The organism is Gimesia algae (assembly GCF_007746795.1).
GTDB lineage: Bacteria > Planctomycetota > Planctomycetia > Planctomycetales > Planctomycetaceae > Gimesia > Gimesia algae.
The window spans coordinates 4,865,298-4,887,617 of record NZ_CP036343.1 but is presented as its reverse complement, the minus strand read 5'-3'; the positions used below and the strand labels follow the sequence as shown (position 1 = coordinate 4,887,617).

Annotated in this window: 15 protein-coding genes and 1 tRNA gene; 12 read left to right on the top strand and 4 right to left on the bottom strand. The window is 48.1% G+C overall.

The window, feature by feature from the left end:
- Positions 1–132: 132 nt before the first annotated feature.
- The 10 genes from Pan161_RS18105 to Pan161_RS18060 all read left to right on the top strand — a co-directional run bounded on the left by Pan161_RS18105 (position 133) and on the right by Pan161_RS18060 (position 14,749).
- Positions 133–2,178: an AMP-binding protein gene (locus Pan161_RS18105; RefSeq protein ID WP_145229486.1), complete on the top strand. Its 2,046-nt coding sequence runs from the start codon at positions 133–135 to the stop codon at positions 2,176–2,178.
- Positions 2,175–3,371 carry an acetyl-CoA C-acetyltransferase gene (locus tag Pan161_RS18100; protein ID WP_145229483.1) on the top strand — a complete coding sequence of 399 codons (1,197 nt, stop codon included), beginning with the start codon at positions 2,175–2,177 and terminating at the stop codon, positions 3,369–3,371. The genes Pan161_RS18105 and Pan161_RS18100 overlap by 4 nt, the downstream gene beginning before the upstream one ends.
- 33 nt (positions 3,372–3,404) lie before the next feature.
- Entirely contained in the window at positions 3,405–4,340 is a 936-nt protein-coding gene (locus Pan161_RS18095) for a 3-hydroxyacyl-CoA dehydrogenase family protein (RefSeq protein WP_145229482.1), read from the top strand.
- Positions 4,340–5,107: a 3-hydroxybutyrate dehydrogenase gene (locus Pan161_RS18090; protein WP_145229480.1), complete on the top strand. Its 768-nt coding sequence runs from the start codon at positions 4,340–4,342 to the stop codon at positions 5,105–5,107. The genes Pan161_RS18095 and Pan161_RS18090 overlap by 1 nt, the downstream gene beginning before the upstream one ends.
- Positions 5,108–5,264: 157 nt before the next feature.
- Complete coding sequence (locus tag Pan161_RS18085) at positions 5,265–8,504, top strand: DUF1549 domain-containing protein (protein WP_145229478.1); 3,240 nt, start codon at positions 5,265–5,267, stop codon at positions 8,502–8,504.
- Positions 8,505–8,552: 48 nt separating this feature from the next.
- Positions 8,553–9,851 (top strand): DUF1501 domain-containing protein, encoded by a 1,299-nt coding sequence (locus Pan161_RS18080; protein WP_145229476.1) that lies wholly within the window; start codon positions 8,553–8,555, stop codon positions 9,849–9,851.
- A gap of 169 nt (positions 9,852–10,020) precedes the next feature.
- Positions 10,021–11,361, top strand: a complete 1,341-nt coding sequence (locus tag Pan161_RS18075; protein ID WP_390620705.1) for a sulfatase-like hydrolase/transferase — start codon at positions 10,021–10,023, stop codon at positions 11,359–11,361.
- Between the two features lie 29 nt (positions 11,362–11,390).
- Positions 11,391–12,806, top strand: a complete 1,416-nt coding sequence (locus Pan161_RS18070; RefSeq protein ID WP_145229472.1) for a neutral/alkaline non-lysosomal ceramidase N-terminal domain-containing protein — start codon at positions 11,391–11,393, stop codon at positions 12,804–12,806.
- A gap of 43 nt (positions 12,807–12,849) precedes the next feature.
- Complete coding sequence (locus tag Pan161_RS18065; protein WP_145229470.1) at positions 12,850–13,632, top strand: 3-keto-disaccharide hydrolase; 783 nt, start codon at positions 12,850–12,852, stop codon at positions 13,630–13,632.
- 85 nt (positions 13,633–13,717) lie between these two features.
- Entirely contained in the window at positions 13,718–14,749 is a 1,032-nt protein-coding gene (locus Pan161_RS18060) for a nucleoside hydrolase (RefSeq protein WP_145229468.1), read from the top strand.
- Between the two features lie 21 nt (positions 14,750–14,770).
- On the opposite strand, the gene Pan161_RS18055 is transcribed toward Pan161_RS18060, so the two are convergent.
- Positions 14,771–15,385 (bottom strand): response regulator, encoded by a 615-nt coding sequence (locus Pan161_RS18055; RefSeq protein WP_145229466.1) that lies wholly within the window; start codon positions 15,383–15,385, stop codon positions 14,771–14,773.
- A gap of 732 nt (positions 15,386–16,117) precedes the next feature.
- Between Pan161_RS18055 and Pan161_RS18050 the strand changes: the two genes are divergently transcribed.
- A complete protein-coding gene (locus Pan161_RS18050; protein WP_145229464.1) occupies positions 16,118–16,768 on the top strand; it encodes a response regulator transcription factor in 651 nt (216 codons plus the stop codon).
- 293 nt (positions 16,769–17,061) lie between these two features.
- Positions 17,062–18,750, top strand: coding sequence for a response regulator (locus Pan161_RS18045; protein WP_145229462.1), 1,689 nt, complete (start codon positions 17,062–17,064; stop codon positions 18,748–18,750).
- A gap of 21 nt (positions 18,751–18,771) precedes the next feature.
- On the opposite strand, the gene Pan161_RS18040 is transcribed toward Pan161_RS18045, so the two are convergent.
- The 3 genes from Pan161_RS18040 to Pan161_RS18030 all read right to left on the bottom strand — a co-directional run bounded on the left by Pan161_RS18040 (position 18,772) and on the right by Pan161_RS18030 (position 22,189).
- Positions 18,772–20,784 (bottom strand): PAS domain-containing sensor histidine kinase, encoded by a 2,013-nt coding sequence (locus Pan161_RS18040; RefSeq protein ID WP_145229460.1) that lies wholly within the window; start codon positions 20,782–20,784, stop codon positions 18,772–18,774.
- A gap of 719 nt (positions 20,785–21,503) precedes the next feature.
- A tRNA-Leu gene (locus tag Pan161_RS18035) sits at positions 21,504–21,587 on the bottom strand.
- A gap of 218 nt (positions 21,588–21,805) precedes the next feature.
- Complete coding sequence (locus Pan161_RS18030; protein WP_145229458.1) at positions 21,806–22,189, bottom strand: GlsB/YeaQ/YmgE family stress response membrane protein; 384 nt, start codon at positions 22,187–22,189, stop codon at positions 21,806–21,808.
- Positions 22,190–22,320: the final 131 nt, after the last annotated feature.

Below are 22,320 nucleotides of genomic sequence, written 5' to 3'. Positions count from 1 at the left end.
AAAAATGGTTATCAACCCTTTTGGGGTGTTGAATTTATGCAGTAGAAGCCTGAACTGGCGATTTGATACCGGAATGGTTAGAGTTTAAATTTTCATGCAGATCTGAGACCCCGATTGATAATGGAACGATCAATGGAAATTCCCACAGCAGCGCTCATCGACTGTGGTCTACCAGAAGAGGAAGCAAACCAGCTGGTTGATTTACTAGGACAGATCCCCGTCCAGTCGGATGTGGAGCTCTGGCGTTTTCTTGCTGAAGAAGTACTGACACCCGAGATCCCATTCAGCATCCATCAGTATTTGTATCAGCAAGTCTTTGAGCAACGCATCTCTCATGGAGAGCCAGCGCCGGCCTGGATTCCTGGTGAACGGGAACGCGATGGTTCACACCTTGCTGCATGGGCGGCTGATTTGAAGCTGGACGGCTTTGATGCGGTTTACGACTGGTCGATTTCTAACCGGGAAGAATTTACTACTAAGTTGATTGATTCTCTGAGAATTCAATTTCAAAAACGGCCTCAAAAAATCATGGATTTGAATGCTGGTGTCGAGCAGGTAGATTGGCTCAGGGACGCGACTCTGAATATTGTCGAATCCTGTCTGCGGGATAAGTCCGAAGAAACGGCTATTCTGTTTCAGCGTACTACAGATGAAGTACAGCGACTCAGCTATCGGGAGCTTAGAGATTTAACGGCCCAGGTAGCCAACGGTTTAACAGAGGCAGGCATCGAACCGGGCGAACGTGTTGCGGTGATGCTGCCGATGACACCGGAATCGGTGGCCATTTTTCTGGGTATCATTGCCGCCGGTTGTGTGGTCGTCACCATCGCCGACAGTTTCTCTGCCGAAGAAATGCAGGTACGACTGAAAATCACCACGCCTCAGATGATCTTCATTCAAGATGTGATCACGCGTAATGGACGTCAATTACCTTTGTATGCGAAGTTGGAATCCTTACCTGAGTTACCGGCGGTCGTGCTATCGGAATCGGAATCGGAATCACTGGAAGTCTCACTACGCGAAAGCGACCAACTGTGGTCGGAGTTTCTCTCAACAAATTCGGAGCTGACTTGTGTGCCTCGTCTACCTCATGATGAGGCGACGATTCTGTTTTCTTCAGGAACAACGGGTAACCCGAAAGGAATCCCCTGGGATCAGACCACGCCGATTAAATCAGCGGGGGACGGGTATCTGCATCATGATATCCATTGTGGTGATGTAGTCTGCTGGCCGACGAATCTGGGTTGGATGATGGGCCCCTGGCTTGTGTATGCCTCGCTGATCAATGATGCCTCAATTGCTTTGTCAGACGCCGTGCCCACCAGCCGTCGGTTTTGTGAATTCGTACAGAATGCAGGTGTCAATATGCTGGGGCTTGTGCCGAGCATCGTTTCCGTCTGGCGAAGTCAGGATGCGACAGCGGGACTGGACTGGTCGCAGATCAAGGTCTTCAGCTCGACCGGAGAGTGTTCTAATTCTGAGGATATGCTGTGGTTAATGTCACGTGCTGGCTATCGACCGGTGATTGAATATTGTGGTGGAACAGAGACCGGCGGAGGTTACATTACTGGAACAGTGATGAAGCCAGGAGTTCCCGGTCTGTTCTCCTGTCCGGCGCTCGGTTTTGAATGGCTGTTATTGAATGAATCTGGTGAAGCAACAACCAACGGCGAAGTCTTCTTTGTGCCTCCAGTGATTGGCCTTTCGACGCGATTGATCAACCGGGACCATCATGAAGTCTATTTTGCTGATCTCTCTGCTGGTCCACAAGGACAGACACTCCGTCGTCATGGGGACCAGATTGAAGCATTGCCCGGCGGCTACTTTCGGGCGCACGGGCGTGTCGATGATGCCATGAATCTGGGAGGGATCAAGGTTAGCTCTGTTCAAATTGAAGAGTTGTTGACTCAAACTTCAGGAGTGAGAGAAGTCGCTGCCATCGCAGTTTCGCCTCCCGGAGGAGGCCCAGGCCAACTGGTGATCTTTGTGGTTATGCAAGATGGAGTCACATTTGTTTCAGAAGAGCTACTGCAGAGGATGCAGCAGATCATTCGCAGTCAGCTCAACCCTCTTTTCAAAATACATGCCGTCCGAGAAATTGAACTGCTGCCCCGTACAGCATCCAATAAGGTGATGCGACGGAAATTACGCGATTTATATCAGAGTGAGGAATCATGACTCAGCAGAAACAGACAAGAGTTGCCGTTTTAAGTGCCGCCCGCACGCCGGTCGGCTCATTTAATGGCGTTTTTAAAGATCTTTCAGCAGTCAACCTCGGCACGATTGCCGCAAAGGAAACATTGAAACGTGGGCAACTGAGTGCCGCTCAGGTCGATGAAGTTTTCCTGGGACAGGTATTTACTGCCGGGTGTGGCATGAACCCGGCTCGGCAGGTGGCGCTCAACGCAGGGATGCCGTTCGGTGTACCAGCCACCACGGTGAATATGGTGTGTGGTTCGGGGTTAAAATCAGTTGCACTGGGTGTGCAGTCGATTCTGTGTGGCAATGCACGCGTTGTACTGGCAGGGGGCATGGAAAGCATGAGTAATGCTCCCTATCTGCTGCAGGGAGCCCGCAGTGGTTACCGGATGGGAAATCAGCAGTTGGTGGATTCGATGATTCACGATGCCTTGTGGGATGCCTTTTACGACTGTCACATGGGGATTACGGCTGAAAATCTTTCCGAAAAGTATGACATCTCACGTGAGACGCAAGATTGCTATGCCGTACAGAGTCAGGAACGCTGTCAGGCAGCCATCGAAGCTGGAAAATTCGTTGAGGAGATCGTGAGTGTCCCCGTTACGAACAAGAAAAAAGAAACAACGCTGATTTCTCAGGATGAATATCCGCGTAAGGGAACCAGTTATGAAACGATCTCTTGTTTACGGCCAGCCTTTAAACCGGAGGGGACTGTTACTGCTGCTAATTCCTCAGGAATTAATGACGGTGCTGCTACCCTGCTGATTGCTGAGGAAAGTTTTGTCACAGAACATGATTTGCAACCGCTGGCCTGGATTCGTGCGTTTTCCAATGTAGGCCTTGATCCCCAATTCATGGGGATGGGGCCCGCCTATGCGATCGAAGCTTTATTGAAGGAAGAAAAGCTTTCACTGGCAGGCATTGATCTGCTGGAGGTCAACGAAGCTTTTGCCGCCCAGACGCTGGCGGTGGGGAAATCACTGAGCTGGAAAGAGGAACGAGTCAATGTGAATGGCGGGGCGATTGCTCTGGGACACCCCCTGGGAGCCAGTGGTGCGCGGATCGCGGTGAGTTTAATACATGAGATGCAGAAACGCAGTGCGCAACGGGGGATTGCTTCGCTATGCATCGGGGGCGGCATGGGAATTGCCATGTTGTTCGAAGCGGCTTGATTTGTTGAGTCATAAAAAGAAAGCGAACGACTGATGCAGGAAATTGGAATTCTGGGAGCAGGGCTCATCGGTGCCAGTTGGGCTACTTTTTTTGCCGCGCAGGGGCTGAAGGTCCGTATCTTTGATGTGGACGATACGGTCAAACAGCAGGCGTGGGAGCAGTCGGTCCGAAATCTTCAACGTCTGGCAGATCTGGAACTGCTGACTCGCGAGGATGCCGCAACAGCAGAGGGGAAGCTGAAGGTCGCTGCTTCACTGGCGGAACTGCTGACTGACATCGAATATGTGCAGGAGTCGGTGATCGAAGATTATGCAATCAAAGCAGACGTTTATCGGCAGTTCGAGCAGCATGCACCGGAAAGAGCAATTTTGGCCAGCAGTTCATCAGGACTGTTGATGACGCGGATGCAGGCGGTGATGCAGCATCCCGAGCGGGCACTGATTGCGCATCCCTTCAATCCGCCACATCTGATCCCCCTCGTGGAACTGGTTCCCGGTGAGCAGACCGCAGTTGAGACAATGGAAACAGTCAAAGCATTTTTTCTTGGACTGGGAAAACATCCGGTGGTCTTAAACAAGGAAGTACCCGGGCACATTGCCAATCGTCTGGCAGCGGCGGTCTGGAGGGAATCACTGGCATTGCTGGATGCGGGTGTGGCCAGTGTGGAAGATATTGATGCCGCACTCTGCCAGGGGCCAGGTCTGCGGTGGGCGCTGATGGGCCAGCATCTGATCTATGAACTCGGCGGCGGCGCAGGCGGCTATCAGAAATTTATCGATACGATCGGGGCTTCCTTTGAAGCATACTGGGAAGATATGGAATGCTGGTCGAGTATTCCTGAATCGGCAAAACAGAAGGCGGTCTCCGGAACACAAGATTATCTGAATCAGAAAAGCCCCGGGGAATGGGCCGCCTGGAGAGATGAGAAACTGGCCCGCATCCAACAGATTTTACATGAGGAACCCTGATGTCTAAACCTCGAACTGCTTTGATTACAGGAGCCGCGAGTGGCATTGGAGCTGAAATCGCCCAGGCACTGTTTCATGAAGGTTGTCATGTCGTGATCGCTGACCGGAACGAACCGGGCTATCTTGTGGACCTTTTAGCCGAGCATCAGCGTACACAGTTTATTCCCACTGATCTCTCCCAACAGGCCGCCTGTCAGTCTCTGGTCGAACAGACGTTAAGTGAGTTTGGATCAATTGACATTCTGGTCAATAATGCAGGTTTTCAGCATGTGGCACCGTTGGAAGAATTTCCGGAATCAACATGGGAAAACATGTTGCAGGTGATGCTGACAGCGCCGTTTCTGTTAACCAGGTATGTCTTTCCGGGCATGAAGCAGCAGGGCTGGGGGCGCATTATTAATATGGGGTCAATTCATTCCCAGGTAGCGTCGCTCAACAAAGCTGGTTATATCGCGGCGAAACATGGTCTGGTGGGACTGACAAAATCGACGGCTCTGGAAGGGGGACCATTTCAGATTACCGCGAATGTGATTTGCCCTGCCTATGTGAGGACGCCGCTGGTCGAACAGCAGATCGCTGCGCAGGCAAGGACGCTGGGGATCAGCACAGAAGAGGTCGAAAGCCAGGTCTTTTTGAAAGCATCTGCAACCGGAAAGATGATTGAGCCTGCGGAGGTCGCTGCGATGGTTCTTTATTTGTGTTCTGACCAGGCGAAGTCAATCACCGGCGCCTGTTGGACTATAGATGGGGGCTGGACAGCGCAATAAATCGGTCTTGTGACCACCAGGCGGACTACCGAATTCTCGAAAATCAGCGGGCAGTTATTTATTTAACATTGCTTAGATAGGGTGTACGTATTAAAGTATGCTTATCTAAGTGGCTCAATCAGATACCTGTTGGAATTGATATTCGAAGAGGTGAGAGATGCAGGTCCGATGGCGATCTATTCTGATCTTGCTTGTGGTGGTTTTCGCGCAGCCGGTTTTTGCAGCGGAGGTTAAGGCTCCCGTTGAAGCCAAAACTCCCGAACAGCTTGCAGTGGAAGGACTACGGCGATTCTGTACGAACCTGCAGACAAATAAAGATGGCAGCGTTCGTCTCGTCCGGTTAAGCAAACCGCATGTTACACTTGAAGCGTTGGCTCAACTGGAACAGTTCCACCAACTCGATTATCTTGCGCTGGTCTGCCCTCACATTGGTGATGAGGCACTCCTGCATATTCGAGAGTCGACCAACCTGGATACTCTGATGCTCTCCGAATCCGCGGTCGGTGATTCCGGATTGAGTTGTTTACAGAAACTCAACAAACTGGAGCGTCTGTATCTGGACAACACAAAAGTCACCGATGCTGGTCTGCAGGAGTTGTCTTCCCTGAAGCAACTCAAGGTGCTTTCCTTACGAAATTTGAATGTAACCGATCAGGGAATGCAGGCGCTGGCTGATCTGAATAATCTGGAAGTGTTGTTTCTGTCTGGAACGAAAGTCAGTGATACCGGTTTGAAACTGCTGGCGCAACTGAAACAACTGAAAGTTCTGTATCTTGCACGGACAGAAGTGACCGGAACTGAGTTATCATCGCTCAATTCATTAAAGAGCCTTGAGTATCTCTCGCTGAACAGAACGAAGTTAGAACCAGTTGCTGTGGAAGCATTATCCAGTCTGATTCAACTGAAAGGTCTGGAGGTCCAATATACGGGGTTACCTTCTTCCTCGTTACAACAACTCAAAAAGAGACTGGGAAAGACGAACGTTTTTGTTGGTGAGAAGTCAGTTACTTCAACAGCACCCGCTTTATTTGCTGAATCAGATTCAACCAAAATGAAGGCAATCCTGCCACCCATTCAGGAACGGATTGCAGCCGGTGAAAAACTCATACCTGATTTTCAACAGCATGTCATCCCTCTGTTAGGCAGGCTAGGGTGTAACAGCCGGAACTGCCATGGCTCATTTCAGGGACGTGGCGGGTTTCAGCTATCGATGTTTGGCTATGATTTCAAGCAGGATCATGACAACCTGCTGAAACGGATTGACAAAGAACAACCTGAAAAAAGTCTGGTGCTGAATAAACCAACTTCGGAAGACGAACATGAAGGAGGATTGAGACTGCCTCCCGGCGGCTGGGAGCAGAGTCTGTTACGTGAGTGGATTAAAGCAGGCGCAAAATCAACAACTAAAACAGCGCCCCGATTTGTTCGCCTGGATGTAACGCCGCAGCAGGTAGTCTTTTCTGAGAAGGGAGATACATTCTCCCTCAACGCAATCGCTGTCTGGTCGGACGGCACACGTGAAGACGTGACCTGCTTGACCCGATTTGAATCAAAAGATGACAGTGTCGCGGAAGTCACACCGGAGGGAACGATCCATGTCAAAGGTCCCGGAGATACTTATGTTATTTCCTATTATGACAACGGCATCTTTTCCACTCAGGTCATTCTGCCTGTTAAGAAGTATGAGGACAATCGATATCCCGATGTACCGACGCCGACCAAAGTCGATGAGCATGTGGTCAACAAGTTGCGTCAACTGGGAATCCAGCCATCAGTATTGTGCACGGATGAGGAATTTTTAAGACGCGTCAGCCTGGATATGACGGGTACGCTGCCTGCTCCTGACGAAATTCGGGAGTTTCTCAAAGATACTACTACGGAAAAACGGGCACAGAAAATTGAGGAACTGCTCGAGCGACCTGCGTATGTGGCCTGGTGGAGTATGAAGCTGTCCGATCTCACGGGGAGCAATGCCGGCTATTTAGGAGCGACAGAAATGGCGCAACCGGTTGCTGGTCAGTGGAATGCCTGGATTCAGAGACGTGTGGCAGACAATGTTGGCTGGGACAAAATCGTATCTGGTATTATTCTGGGAACCAGCCGTCTTCCAGGACAGACGTTTGAAGAATTCATGGCCCAGCAGAGTGAGTTTACCAGTATTAAAGACCGGGCCGACTTTACTGCGATGGATAACACCATGCCGCACTACTGGGCGCGGGGTAACATGTCTGTCCCTTCTGATAAAGCTCTGGCCTTTGGCTATACCTTTCTGGGAATGCGTCTGGATTGTGCGCAATGCCATAAACATCCTTTTGATGAATGGTCCAAGCAGGATTTTGAACTCTTTACGGAATTCTTTACCCGGGTCAAATTTGGAGTGCCTCCTGATGCTGCGGTTCTGCATGAACAGACCCGGAATATGCTGGGGGTTCCCGTGAAGTTGAATACGGCTGCGTTACGGAGGCAGAGTTATTTACGAATCGCAGCGGAAGGACGATCGATCCCCTGGCGTGAAGTTTATATCGAACCTGCCAAAACAGAAAAGCAGGTTGCCAAACTACTGGGGGGAGAGGAAATTGATATCAGTGAGAGCAGTGATCCACGAGAGTTGTTGATGCAGTGGATGCTGAACGAACCGAATCATTATTTTGCCAAAGCGTTCGTAAACCGGATCTGGGCTCACTATTTTAATGTGGGCATCATCAATCCACCGGATGATCTGAATCAAGCCAATCCACCCAGCAACAAGGCTCTGCTCGATTACCTGGTGAATGGGTTCATTAAGAGTGGATATGACATGAAGTGGCTGCATCGGACGATTGCCAACAGCCGTACCTATCAGCTCAGCTGGCGACCGCATCCGACAAATCGTAAGGATGTCCGTAATTTCAGTCACACGGTTTTGAGACGTTTACCAGCGGAAGTCGCCATTGATGCGATTCTGCAGGCCACTGCCAGTGAGAAACAGTTGGCAAAACTGGCGACTCAGACCGACCGCCGTAAAATTACACAGCATCCGCTTTCCTATCAGACCCGGGCGATTGATTTTTCTCTGCTGGTATTCGGAAAACCACTGCGGACGACGAACTGTGATTGCGAACGACAGGATGAACCCACGTTACTGCAGTCGCTTTATGTGCGGAATGATTCAGAAATGCTGGGCCACCTGACACGTTCGGACAGCTGGCTGATGGAATTGAAGGGGAAATCATTCACACAGGCGGAACAGGAAAAACTGGTGACCGAGGCGTACCTGCGGACACTTTCAAGATTTCCGGAAAAGCAGGAATTGAAAGAGAGTCTGCAGCATCTACAGAAAACGGAACAGATTCAGGAAGGTCTGCATGATCTGATGTGGGTTTTACTGAATACTCAGGAATTCATTACCAACCATTGATCCAGTCAGACTGACGGGAAATGACCGTTTCTGGAAAGAGTAAAGAAGATGAATCAACCCGATTTAATCAGCAGACGCAGTGCCTTACAGATCGGTTTTCTGAGTGGGCTCGGATTATCTCTACCTGGATTCCTGAAGCTGTCTGCTGCCAATTCAGATTCAGAGGCTCCGAAGAAAACGAAAGCAGATGCGGTTTTGTTTCTGAATCTGGCGGGAGGCGTCTCGCATCTGGACACGCTGGACAGGAAACCTGAAGCGCCGACTGAGACTCAGGGAGAGTTTAAATCGATTCAGACGTGTCTTTCCGGATTTAATGTCTGTGAACACATGCCAAAGTATGCAGCAAAAGCGGATCAGTTTACATTAATTCGCGGCATCTCGCATTCGGCGGGTGCTCATCCTCAGGGACAGTCCTGGATTTCTACAGGGAATCGACCGGTGCCCGCGCTGATTTATCCCTCACTGGGTTCGGTAGTCAGTAAAGAAATTTCGAGTAAGCCCGATCTGCCGGGCTATGTCGCGATTCCCAAAACCGAGTGGAATGCCGGCTATATGGGGGATGCTTATGCGCCTTTCAAAACGAATACTGTGCCGCGACCAGGGCAGCCTTTTCAGGTGCGCGGGATTTCGCTGCCTGAAGGCCTCACACTGGAAAAGGTCAATCAGAGACAGCAGCTGCTCGATAAATTGAACCGGCGTTTTAAAGACGAAGCGACTGAGAGCCAGCTGCTGGAAGCGCTGGATCAGTTTGGCTTACAGGCATATAACATGATCACTTCGAAGCGGGCGCGGGCGGCGTTTGATGTGGAACAGGAATCAAAGCCGATTCGTGATCTGTTTACGCCTGATGAATTCAACCAGTCTGTCTTACTGGGATGTCGACTGATTGAATATGGTGTTCCCTTTGTCACGGTGACCTATGATGGGTGGGATACGCATACAGAAAACTTTGCCGGTCATCGTCGACTGCTGCCTGCATTGGATGGCGGTATCACGGCGGGGTTGGAAATGTTGAAGCAGAAAGGATTACTGGATCGTACTCTAATTGTGATTATGGGAGAGTTCGGCCGCACACCCAAAATCAACGTCAATGCAGGACGCGATCATTATCCGCGCGTGAACTGGTGCCTGATGACGGGGGCTGGAATCAAACCCGGTCAGTTCATCGGTGGTACGACCAAAGCGGGAGATGCGCCAGATGAGAGTACCGAGATCAAACCAGATGATATCGCCGCTACGATATATCACAGTCTGGGGATCAATCCCGTGATGGAATACTTTACTAATACTGGTCGCCCCACGATGCTGGTTCCCCACGGTCGAATTATGCACGAACTGTTTGCCTGAGTTCGCACTGAGCCGGGGGTAATTCCTTATCTGTTAGTGGTTATGATTGATTTGTGTCACAGCCTGCGGTCTAATTGAATGATGGTGAAGTGATACGAATTCGATAATTTAAACTGATGTGAACAACTTGCTATTTTGCATCAGTTGCTTCCGGGAACGAGGCTGCTCAGTGAGAAGAACTCAGATCATCGTTCTAGCGGTGTACACATTACTGCCTGCTCTGCTATCAGCCGCAGACACGATTCCGCACCCTAATATCGTATTGATTATGGCTGACGATTTAGGTTATGGGGACCTGAGCTGTTATGGGAGTAAGGAATGCACTACTCCGCATCTGGATCGACTCGCTGAAAATGGAATGCGCTTTACCGATTTTCATTCCAGTGGGGCTGTCTGCAGTCCCACGCGGGCAGGTTTGCTGACTGGTCGCTATCAGCAGAGAGCGGGCATCGATGGGGTGGTCTATGCGGACCCGAAGAAGAACCGACATCATGGTCTTCAGAAAAATGAAATCACACTGGCACAATGTCTGCAGGATGCGGGCTACCAGACAGGGATGTTTGGCAAATGGCATCTGGGGTACCAACGGCAGTACAACCCGACGTTTCGTGGGTTTCAGCAGTTTACAGGATATGTCAGTGGAAATGTCGATTATTTTGCTCATCTGGACGGGACCGGCGTATTCGACTGGTGGCATAATGCGGAGTTGAACCGTGAGGAACAGGGATATGTGACGCATCTGATAAATGATCATGCCGTGGAATTTATTCGCCACCAGCGAGAGAAACCATTTTTTGTCTATATTGCACATGAGGCCGTGCATTATCCGTATCAGGGACCTCATGATCAGCCAATGCGGAAAGAGGGGGGCGGTGAAATCAAAACTGCCAAACGAAAGGATATTGCGAATGCCTACCGCGAGATGAATAATGAAATGGATAAGGGCATTGGTAAAGTAGTTGCTGTTTTAAATGAACTGAAACTGACGGATAAGACATTCATTTTCTTTCTGTCTGATAATGGTGCTAACAAGAATGGTTCGAACGGAAAACTGCGTGGTTTCAAAGGGAGCCTCTGGGAAGGGGGACATCGTGTGCCGGCGATTGCCTGCTGGCCTGGTCAGATTCCCTCTGGAACCGTTTGTGATGAAACCGTCATTAGTATCGATCTGATGCCTACCATTCTGGAATTGACGAAAGCGAAAGTTCCTGCGGGACGCAAGCTGGATGGAGTCAGTCTGGTCACTCTGTTAACAGACCAGCAATCATTAGCGCCCCGACAGATCTACTGGGCTTACAACGGTAAATCTGCTGTAAGGCAGGGGCCCTGGAAGTTGCTGTTGAATCAGACGCGCAAGGACCCGGTCGAGTTATATAATCTCAGTCAAGATTTGTCAGAATCCAAAAATCTGGTTGAGGCTCAGCCACAACGTGTTCAGCAAATGCAGTCTGCGTTCGCTGCCTGGAAAACTGAGGTGCAGCAGACCGCAACGCCTCAGCCTGAAAAATAAACTGTAAACTGTTGGCAGGAGAATCAAAGATGCTTCGTCTCACGATCTTGGTAGTTCTACTGTTTCCCATGTCATTGCCGACGGCAGATGCAGCGCCTGCTTCTCTGCAGGCGGGGGCAGCGAAATACAATATTACCCCGCGAAAATTTCCTGTCTCGATGACGGGCAGCTTTCAGGATCGACAGGCGGTGTCTGCTCACGATCCCCTTCATGCTCGCGCTCTGGTTCTTAAGAGTGGTGATACCAGTATCGCCTTTGTCGTTTGTGACATCTGCCTGATTTCACGCGAGATATTTGATGCCGCCAAACAACAGGCATCTCTCAAGACCGGCATTCCTGTAAGTCACATGCTGACATCAGCCACCCATACGCATACGGCTCCGACTTCCGTTCCCCTGGCGCAGTGTCATCCCAGTCAGGAATATGTGCAGTTTCTGACAGAAGGAATTGCGCAGTCAATTATTAATGCTCACGCCCGGTTAGAACCGGCACAAATTGCCTGGGGAGTGACGCAGGAACCAGCGGAAGTGAATAACCGGCGGTGGTATGTCAGAGAAGGAGAAATACCGACTAATCCATTCGGGAGGAAGTCCGACAAAGTTCGTACGAATCCACCCCGCGGTAGCGAAATTCTCATCAAGCCTGCTGGTCCCATTGATCCGGCGATTTCATTTCTCTCGGTTCAGTCAGCCGAGGGACGACCTTTGGCGTTACTGGCAAATTATTCTCTGCATTACGTAGGTGGAATTCCCCCGAACCAACTCTCCGCAGATTATTTTGGAGAATATGCCCGACAGATCAAAAAGCGGCTGGGGGGAGATGAAACCTTTGTGGGTATCATGTCCAATGGTACGAGCGGAGATATCAACAACTATAATTTCAAAGAGCCTCGTCCGCGTGCGGCGGCTTTTGAACGCGTCATTGCGGTGGCATCCGTGATAGCAGACAAAACTTATGCGGCTGTGAAAAACCTGAAGTATCGCCGTGATACAGAAATCGTCATACAGGAACGGACTCTGGATTTGGGGATTCGCAAACCGAATGAGGAAGAACTGGTGTATGCGAAAAAACTGTTAGCCGCGGCGAAAGATCCCGACCGTTTAACCACCAACGAAGTCTATGCCCGGGAAACGGTGAACATCGATCAGGGGCCTGCTACCGTCAATATCAAGTTGCAGGCATTGCGAATCGGTGAACTGGGAGTGGTAGCAATACCCTGTGAGGTCTTTGCAGAAATCGGTCTGGAGATAAAACAGAAAAGCCCGCTTAAACCAACCTTTGTGATCGCGCTGGCAAACGGTTATAACGGTTATCTTCCTACTCCAGAACAGCATGGTCTGCAGGGGTACGAGACCTGGAGATCGAGCTGGAGTTATCTGGAAGCGGATGCCTCTGTCAAAATCAATCAACAGATATTTCAGATGCTGAATCAGATTTCAGACTGACACATTTTATTAAATCATCCATAAGCAAAACTGGGGTCAAAGTATGAAAAAGCAGTTTGCGATTCTCTGTCTGGGATGTCTGGTTTTATTACAGTCTAATCAGACTGGTTGTACTTCTGAACCGAATCAATTGACGGAACAGGAAAAGACGCAGGGATTCACGCTGTTGTTTAATGGCAAGGACCTGACAGGCTGGCAGCACAGTGGCAACTGGAAAGTGGAAGAAGGGGTGCTTACCCGTTCCGGTAAGGGGGGAAGCCTGGTTTATGAACCAGAGCTTGTGCCCGACAACTTTGAACTGAAGTTTGAATGGAAGGTTGCGGAAGGAAGTAACAGTGGCATCTATTACCGTCCAGGGCAATATGAGTATCAGATTCTGGATAATCAGAAACACGTGGATGGCAAGAATCCCCGCACCAGCGCGGCTTCAATTTATTTTTGCCTGCCTCCCTCACACGACGCAACACGCCCTGTGGGGCAATGGAATACAGGGCGCATCGTCTGTCAGGGGACTGTCATTCAGCACTGGTTGAATGGGGAAAAGGTCATTGATCTGGATTATACCGACCCGCGCTATGCCTGGCATGTAGAACTATTAGCAAATCGGGGAGGAAACCTGACTGATCGCGGCGCAAACCTGTCTCTGCAGGACCATGGTGATCCGGTCTGGTACCGTGGATTAAAAATGCGGAGTATCCCTGATACAGAGAAACTGAAACGCAGTAAAGTAGAACCCGCGGAAATTAGCGATACAGCGATGGCTGCGGAACAACGTAAACTGCAGCGAATTATGGAAGGCCGGGCACGGCAGCAGCAGAAAAAATAATGAGCTATTTGCTGACTCCGATTGAATCAGCTGGTGCAATCACACGACTTGACTATCAGTAATACATTAAAGGATGACACATTCTATGTTCTGGAAGCGCTTGAGTGGAATCTGCTTACTATTGTTAATGACTACCCGGCTCGTATTAGCGGCGGAGCCGGCTCAGGTGATTTTTGATACGGATATCTCTGGAGATGTCGATGATGTACTGGCTCTGGCGATGTTACACACACTGGCGGATCGACGAGAATGTGATTTGCTGGCGGTAACCATTTCTAAAATCAATCCTCTCACAGGCCCCTTCACCGACGCCACAAACACATTTTACGGACGGGGTGATATTCCCATCGGAGTGACTCGCGATGCACAGAAACGCGAGAGCCGCTATCTGAAGCTCATCAAAGAATCGCAGGGAAATCAGAGCCGTTACCCGCATGATATCAGTTCGAATCAACAACTGCCGGATGCGGTCAAGCTGTTGCGGAAAACGCTGGCCGCATCAGCCGACGGTTCCATTGTGATTATCCAGGTCGGTTTAGCCGCAAATCTGGCAGACCTGGTTGAGTCGAAAGCGGATGAAATCAGCCCGCTTTCTGGTCCTGAATTAATCAGACGAAAAGTCAAGCTGGTCTCTGTGATGGCAGGCGCATTTGAACCCATCGATGGAAATACACATTTTCTTGAAGCAAACGTGCGGAATGGAATTCAATCCATGCAGCGATTTGTACGCCAGTGGCCTGTTAGTACGCCTGTCGTCTGGAGCGGATTTGAAATCGGTATTGCTGTTCGCTATCCGCGCGAGAGTATTGCCCGAGATTTTAACTATCTGGAACATCACATCGTTCGAGAGGCTTATCTGCTGCACAGTGGACCGGAACACGATCGTCCCAGCTGGGATTTGACGAGTGTGTTGTATGCTGTTCGTCCACACGATGGCTATTTTGATCTTTCCGAACCCGGAAAAGTAACCGTGGACGATGACGGATTCATGAGTTTTCATTCAGCAAAACAGGGGCGCGATCGCTATCTGAAAATGAATCCCCTGCAGGCGGTGCAGGTAAAAGAAGTGCTACGGAGTCTGGTCAGTCAGCCACCAGTCATCCGAAAAATTAAGTAACAAATTGAGAGAGTGAGTTGGTTACTGACTCGAGTTTCGACTGACTTCTTCCAGTAATGTATCAATTGAATCACACATTTCTTTTTTGAGCGCATACAGACTGTTTTGTACTTCTTTGAGTTGATCGAATCGATTATTTGAATTGACGGGACGAGAACGCTGTTCGTTTTCACTCGTGTTATCAGCCTGTGAGGCAGCTTCTACAGGATGGTCTGAACAAAGTTCTTTACTCTCCATCGTTGTTGAACTTTTTAATTTTTTGACGAGCAACTCAGTATCAATGGGTTTGACCAGGAGGTCTTTGAAGCCCAGTGCCAACGCCTCACGGGTCAATTGCTTCATCTTTGGTGAAGAGGTGCCGTGCTCTTTGGTCACCATCAGATAAAAATTCAGCGGGGGAATCATTCCTTCGTCATTGAACCGTTCGATTTTGGCTGCCGATTTATATAAATCAATGGCATTCATTGTCGGCAGAAATAGACTCGTCAGGACTGCATCGATGGAGAAATCTGTCTTTAAGGTCAGAAGCGCTTCTTCACCGTTTTCTGCAGAGACGGTCTCGAAATGATGAAGTCCCAGCTTCTGGTTCAGACTCTGACGGATAAATCCGATTTCGTCGACTATCAGTATTTTCATAGTTTTGTCCTGATGTGAATTTAAGAATCGATTGCGAGAGCCATCTGATTTAAAAGAAGTTCACATAATCTTGTATCGCCTTCTCGAAAAAAAATAAAAATGGGGGAAATTACCCAAATCTTTGTACTGCTTTCGCCTCACTGTTGAATGAAGTGTTAGGTTTAGGTAGAAAAGGGGTGATGGGTAAAGACTGTACCCTGTTGCTGTATCGCAGAAATATAAAAAGGGTAAATAGAGATAAAAGAGTCGATTGCAAGGAATTGCTCGATAAATATAGTCTGTAAACTTGGACGACTTTATGAATGGAAGCTTAATAACCGTATGTCTGAGAATAATAAGAATCAATGAAAACAGTGATTTAGGCCGTGTTTTATCGTTGGTTCCCTGTTTTCGAACTGAGTGTTAATACCGTTCCACTGAATACCCTCTTAGTGGATACAACCTGTTTGCACTAGCTGGTATGTGTCCATCATTTCGTGCAAATCAACGCCTGCTGACAGTCAGTACTTCTTGATCTAACTAAAAGGTTTAGTGATTAACTCCCTTTAGTAAAAGTGGTTAGCGTTGTTGTGATTTTAGAAAAATTAGGTTGAATCAATAGAAGATATCGAGATGCGAAAGTAATAAAACGTTTCTCAACTAATGATATTCTCTTTGAATCGTATCAATGGATTCTGCTAATCATAGGAGCTAGATCATTTTGTATCAGATCGCAATGCTTTTGAGGGCCAAATGACGGAATTTATTGTTTACATCATCGATGATGACCCTGATGTTTTAGATTCAATCGCCTATCTGCTACGAACTTCCGGCTATACAGTCAAACCGTTTAACAGTGTTTTTTCTTTACTGGAATCAAACGATCTTGAAAAGCCGGGCTGTGTACTTATCGATTTGATCATGCCGGAAATTTCTGGCATCGATGCAATGCAGTTATTAGAAAAACATCAGATTCGTTTTCCGGTGATCATGATGAGTGCTTATGGTGATATTGAAAAAGCAGTTGCGGCTGTAAAGCAGGGGGCGTGTGAATATCTGGAAAAGCCATTTGCCAAAGATAAGTGCATTCAGGCAGTAGAAACAGCTCGTGTAATCTGGAATCAGAAAGCTCATGAGACAACTGATAACGATATGCAATATCTGCAGTTGTATGATGGTCTCACCCGTCGGGAAAAACAGGTGTTTCATCTGATAGCAGAAGGCCAGTCAGGGAAACAGATTGCGAATTCCATGTCGATCAGTTATCGAACCATGGAAAAACATAAAGCAAATGTACTCAATAAATTAGGTGTTTCCAGCACCACAGATATCGTACATATTCTTTATAAGATTAAAGATCTGCCTGGCTATCGAAAAAATAGTGCGCCTGATGCATCTCAATAGGTTGTAACGTCCTGCGGCTAAACTTCCTTCACTCTTTAGTCACTGCTCCCTCATTATTTCGCCTCCTCTTCGAGTAATTAATAAACGTGATACGAATTTGTTGAGGCAGAATTGGGGGGATTCCCCCATCAATTGAGGAGGTCTTACAGGTCGATACATAATGAACTGATGATATGCACAAGTAGTGGTCGCTGAGGTGAACGCACAAACTTATCCAGGAATGAATCTTTCAAAACGAAGGGGTAAATCCAAAGGTAGAGAACAGTCGTATGACCGTAAGATAAGGGCCAGGTATGAAATCCAGACAAACCGGTTATTGTAAAAATCACTTCTGTGAACAGATGCTGAAATTCAGTAATGATGTGGTTCTTGCAATGACCGAAGCTGGCCGTATTCTGATGGCGAGCCCTTCCATTGAATCTGCCTGGGGATGGAGCACAGAGGAGAGTTTCGGAAAGAACATTTGCGATCTGCTGAGTGAAGCGTCCTGTGAACCGTGCCTGCATTGTTTTTCAGAGTGTGTGGTCTCAGGGAACTCTGTCGTCTGTGAGCTTGTTGTCAAACGCGAAGACCACTCCTGCAATCCGTATGAATTGGCTCTTCATCCGCTTGAAAAATCATACGAAGACGTTCAATTCATCGGCATCTTCCGCGACATATCTGAACGATTTAAGTTTCAGGACCAGCAGACTGAATACCTGGAACGTCTGAAACAGACTCGACGGGAACTGAAACGAAAAGAATTTGAGCTCAAGTCAGCACTCAGCATGGTTGAACAGGCTAATCAGGCAAAGAGTGAATTCTTGACGAATATGAGTCATGAGATTCGTACACCGATGACAGCGATTGTTGGTTATTCCGAAGCATTAAAAGAGTCGTCAAATCGAACGGAGCAACATGATCTGATTGAAATCATTCAAAGAAATGGTGACCATCTTCTTCAGGTGATTAACGATATTCTGGATATTTCAAAAATTGAGCTGGGTCGGTATGAAGTGAGAAAAGAAGATTGTTCTCCTCTAAAAGTGCTGCAGGAAGTGATGACTGCTTATCAACCCAAAGCAGCTGAAAAGGGATTGCAGCTGGTTGCCAATATACAGGAGACGATTCCTGTCACAATTCAGTCTGATGCAGCACGGCTGAAGCAGGTCCTGGATAACCTGGTGAGTAATGCGATCAAATTTACGGATAATGGCGTTATTCATGTTGAGATAAGAGAGATTACTCAGTCGAATTTCGAGCGTCTGCTGCAGTTTAATGTTGCAGATACAGGAATTGGAATTTCACAGGAAATTCTGAAACGGATTTATGATCCTTTTACTCAGGCAGACAGTTCTGCGACGCGACCTTACAGTGGAACGGGGCTGGGGTTGACACTGACCCATAAGCTGGTGCAGTTACTGGGCGGAAAACTGTCTGTGCAATCAACGGTGAACCAGGGAAGTGTATTTTCTGTTACATTGAATGTCGGGATTCAAACTTCTCAGATTCGGCAATCAGGGAGACGGCTGGATTACAGTAGTAAAAAAACTTCTTCTCATACACCACCTGATGTCAGCGGGGGGAGACCTTCAACCGGTATGAGAGGCAGGGTGTTGCTGGTAGAAGATACACTGGAAATTCGCAGACTGTTCAGTTTTATGTTGTCAAAGATGGGGTTGGAAGTCGTGACTGCTTCTAATGGCAAACAAGCGATTGAGCTGTTTCAGGAGGCAGAAAGCCAGGAAGAGCCTTATGATCTGATCCTGATGGACATGCAGATGCCGGTCATGGATGGTTATGAAGCGACCCGCTTTCTCAGAAGTCAGAATCATCAGCTTCCTGTCATTGCGATTACCGCTCATACTCTGATTTCTGATCGGGAAAAATGTTTAGCTGCAGGTTGCAGTGACTATCTGGGAAAACCCGTCAAATATAATGTGCTATCAGAAATGGTCTCCCGTTACCTGAATGCCACGCTGAATTTACAGAAGTATTCCTGAACTTGTTTCTTCAAGATTATTTCAGAAAGAAATACCGCCACAAGAATTGGAGTCGGCGTGATCCTGCTGGGGCTGAAATGCGGGTAGTAACAAATGGAAAATCGCACCTCCTTCCGGATTGGGGGTATGCCACATTTTTCCTCCAGAAGCAGCGACGAGTGAGTGACTGAGCGAAAGCCCGATACCAATGCCCTCTTTTTTGGTTGTGGTAAACGGTGTGAACAAGCGGCGAGCAAGGTCAGCAGAGATCCCGAGGCCAGTATCTTTAACGGAGATATGAATCATATTGTTTTGGCCAGCAGCTGTTGAAATCGTCAAAATTCTGGGAGAATCACTGTCTGCCATGGCCTCTACCGCATTCTTGAACAGATTGATCAGTACCTGTTCAATCTGGATCTGATCTGCATAAACCATAGTGAAATTATTTTCGTTCCAGGTTTGAACCTGAATTTGTTTTAATCGGATCTGGTAGCTAATTAATTGTATGGCGCTACGGATACTAAAGTGAATGTTAAACAGAGCCCGTTGTTGCTTTCGTTTTTTGACCAATGAACGCAATCGCTGGACGATCTCACCGGAACGCAGGGACTGCTCGATCACTTTATCAATCACTTCAGAAGCATCTTCTCCCCGTTCCAGTAGATTTTTTATAGCAGCGCTGTAATTGGCGATCGCAGTCAAAGGCTGATTTAACTCATGTGAAAGACCCGCCGCAAGTTCTCCCATCACAGAGAGGCGGGACACATGAGCAAGTTCGTCCCGATATTCATGAGCCATACGGTGCGTTGCATATTTTTTTGTGATATCCTGAATCGTGCCATACATTAACGGAGTTGTGTGCTCTGGCAGCATCTTGAGGGCCGCCTGTTGATGGACGTAGCGGATTTCACCGTTCGGCCTGATAATCCGGTGTTCGATACTGAATGGTAAATTGTTCTTTAACGTGTTGATGATAACCCGTGAGACTAACTCCCGATCTTCCTCGTGGATGATCTGGAGAAAGGAATGGTAATCTGGCTGCAGTTCTGTTTCCGTCAAATCCAGAATACGAAAGACTTCTTCCGACCACCAGAGGTTGTTATTCTGCGGATCCCATTCCCAACTGCCGAAGTGTGCTAGCCTCTGTGCTTCGTACAATCTTGTATGAACGCGGTTCACTTCAATTTTTGACTCCTTGAGTCTGGAAATATCCTGGATGACGACCAGAACTTCTTCCGGTAGATAAGGCAGTAATCTCACCTGAAACCAGTGCGTACGTAACTCGGATTGCAATGTATACTCAAACGCAGCAGCATTCTGTGTTTGGATTACCTGGTCAATCGCCAGCTCAAACTGGGAGACAACCGCTTCCGGAAACAGTTCACGCATCTGCATTTGATGCAGTGTGTCTGTCGGGAGTAGAAAGTTTTTCAGTTTTCCACTTTCAACGCCGACAATGGTTCCGTCGATACTCATATGAAAGAGCAGATCAGGGTTGACCTGTAACAAGGCTTCAACTTGCGCTCTCTTTCTGATAACTGTTTTTTCTGCTAGCATTCGGTCAGTAATATCCACTGCAGAGCCGATAATCTGGCAGAGCTGTCCTTCATCGTCATAGAGTGGTTCAAATGTAAAGTCCAGGTCCATCATTCGAGTTTTGGACAATCGGACTTTTGTATCGAAGCGGATGACTTCACCCTGTGCAGATCTCAGCAGAGCCTGCTTGAGAGTCTGAAGTGCTTCGGAAGAATGTGACCACCAGTCTGTGTCCCAGAATGGTTTTCCAATCATTTCTGATGTATTGAGATGATCTCTTTCCAGAGGGGGATGTTTTATTTCAAGCAGGATGCCCTCATTTGAAAAGATACCTACAAAGACAAACAGGCTGTCCAGTATATTCTGAGTATGTTGTGATGATCGTCGCAGTTGTTTTTCGGACTGCCCGTGTTTGAAAGGTTCCTGCTTGCGGCCTTTATGAGTCTCGCTGTGGGCTGCAGGACTGGAATCGAAGTGAGTTGATGTTTGTGATATCTGCTGGTCAGTTGGGGTGTCCATACCGGTTTTCGCACGCCTTAGCTTGAGTAACTAGAGCGCATCACAATTAACGAAAGCGTCTTTCGAAATAATATTCTCGATCCAAATGCCGCTGGAAACGCTATCGTAAAACTGGACCCAGTCTAGTGTGTTCGTCTTTGAACTTCAGAGCAAACAACTATGGAATTCAAACAAAAATAACGCAGGCTGGAGTCGAAACAGATCTTGAGTCGAATTTGACGTCCGTTTTCAGACACATCAAGACAATTCCCGCTCAATGAGCAAGCGCTGCTACGACCTGATGCTATTGCGTCAGGCGTATCGCACCCCACCATTGTATGGGTGTCTGAGAAATCTGATTAACATGAGTCTCAAATTCGGATAATTATTCAGGATCCGAAAAGAGGACAGAGATATGCTATTATGTGTTTTATCTGAAAATAGAGAAACCCCGGTTTATGTCAGATTCTGAATTCCAGATTAGATCGCTTCACATTTAACCATAGCGTCTCTCAATCTAGTATACTCGGTCCAAATAGTCCTGGAGACGCTACAGTAAAACTGGACACAGTCTAATTACATTTCCAGCTGGATCGTTCAGATTGGCAATTTATAAGTGGGAAATATCTTCCTGATAGAACGTCTGGGGAGCATAAGAAAATGCAATGCAGAAACAGAGACAAAATCAAACGATCTGTTCCAGGAAGCATTATTTAGCGAGAGAGGGGCTTTGAAAAAGATAGCCGAGGTGGGACTCGAACCCACACGCCCTTTACGGACCCGGGATTTTAAGTCCCGTGCGTCTGCCATTCCGCCACTCGGCCATGCTGTTTAAGATTATATAGCGTATTAAGTTATGCAGTTCAACCCAGTTTACCAGGAAAAACCCAGCCAATTCCCCTTCTGATTGGTTATTTTATAGCTCACAAGTCAGGAGAAAATTGTTTTTCAAGAATTTGATTATCGGCCTTAATTCGATCTGACAGCAGAGGGTTTCTGTTTCTATTCTGGTGGGGGATCAAAAGCATAAGAAAGATGCTGCTTAATAAGTTTCGTCAGCCAGTCCGCGAGCACGACGACGTCGGCGACGACGGTGCAGCCAGCGTTCGCCATCTTCGGCTTCAGAGAAAAAGGAACCGGAGAGCAGTCGATAGAAAAACAAGAGCACAAATGCGCCACCTGTCGCCGCAATAAAACCAAACGTGCTGATCGGAGTCACCCGGGCACCATCCCAGAAAAACATCAAAGTACCACACCCGACCACGCTGCCTCCGATGCCCATCAACAGGGTGCTCACTGCGCCCCCCGGATCTTTTCCAGGCATGATGGCTTTGGCGGCCAGGCCGACCAAGGTTCCGAAACCTACCCAGACTAACATCTCGTTAACGGCTTCCTGGAGGATTTGGCTGGTGTTTTCATCAAACATTATGACGGTCCTTCGTCGATAAATGCTTATCGGGAAATGGTTTACAGTGTGGAGCTAAGGCCGGCTTGCATACTGGGAAGGAGCCATTTATTACTCGCTATGATCATTATCGTCAACCCCGGCTCGAAACT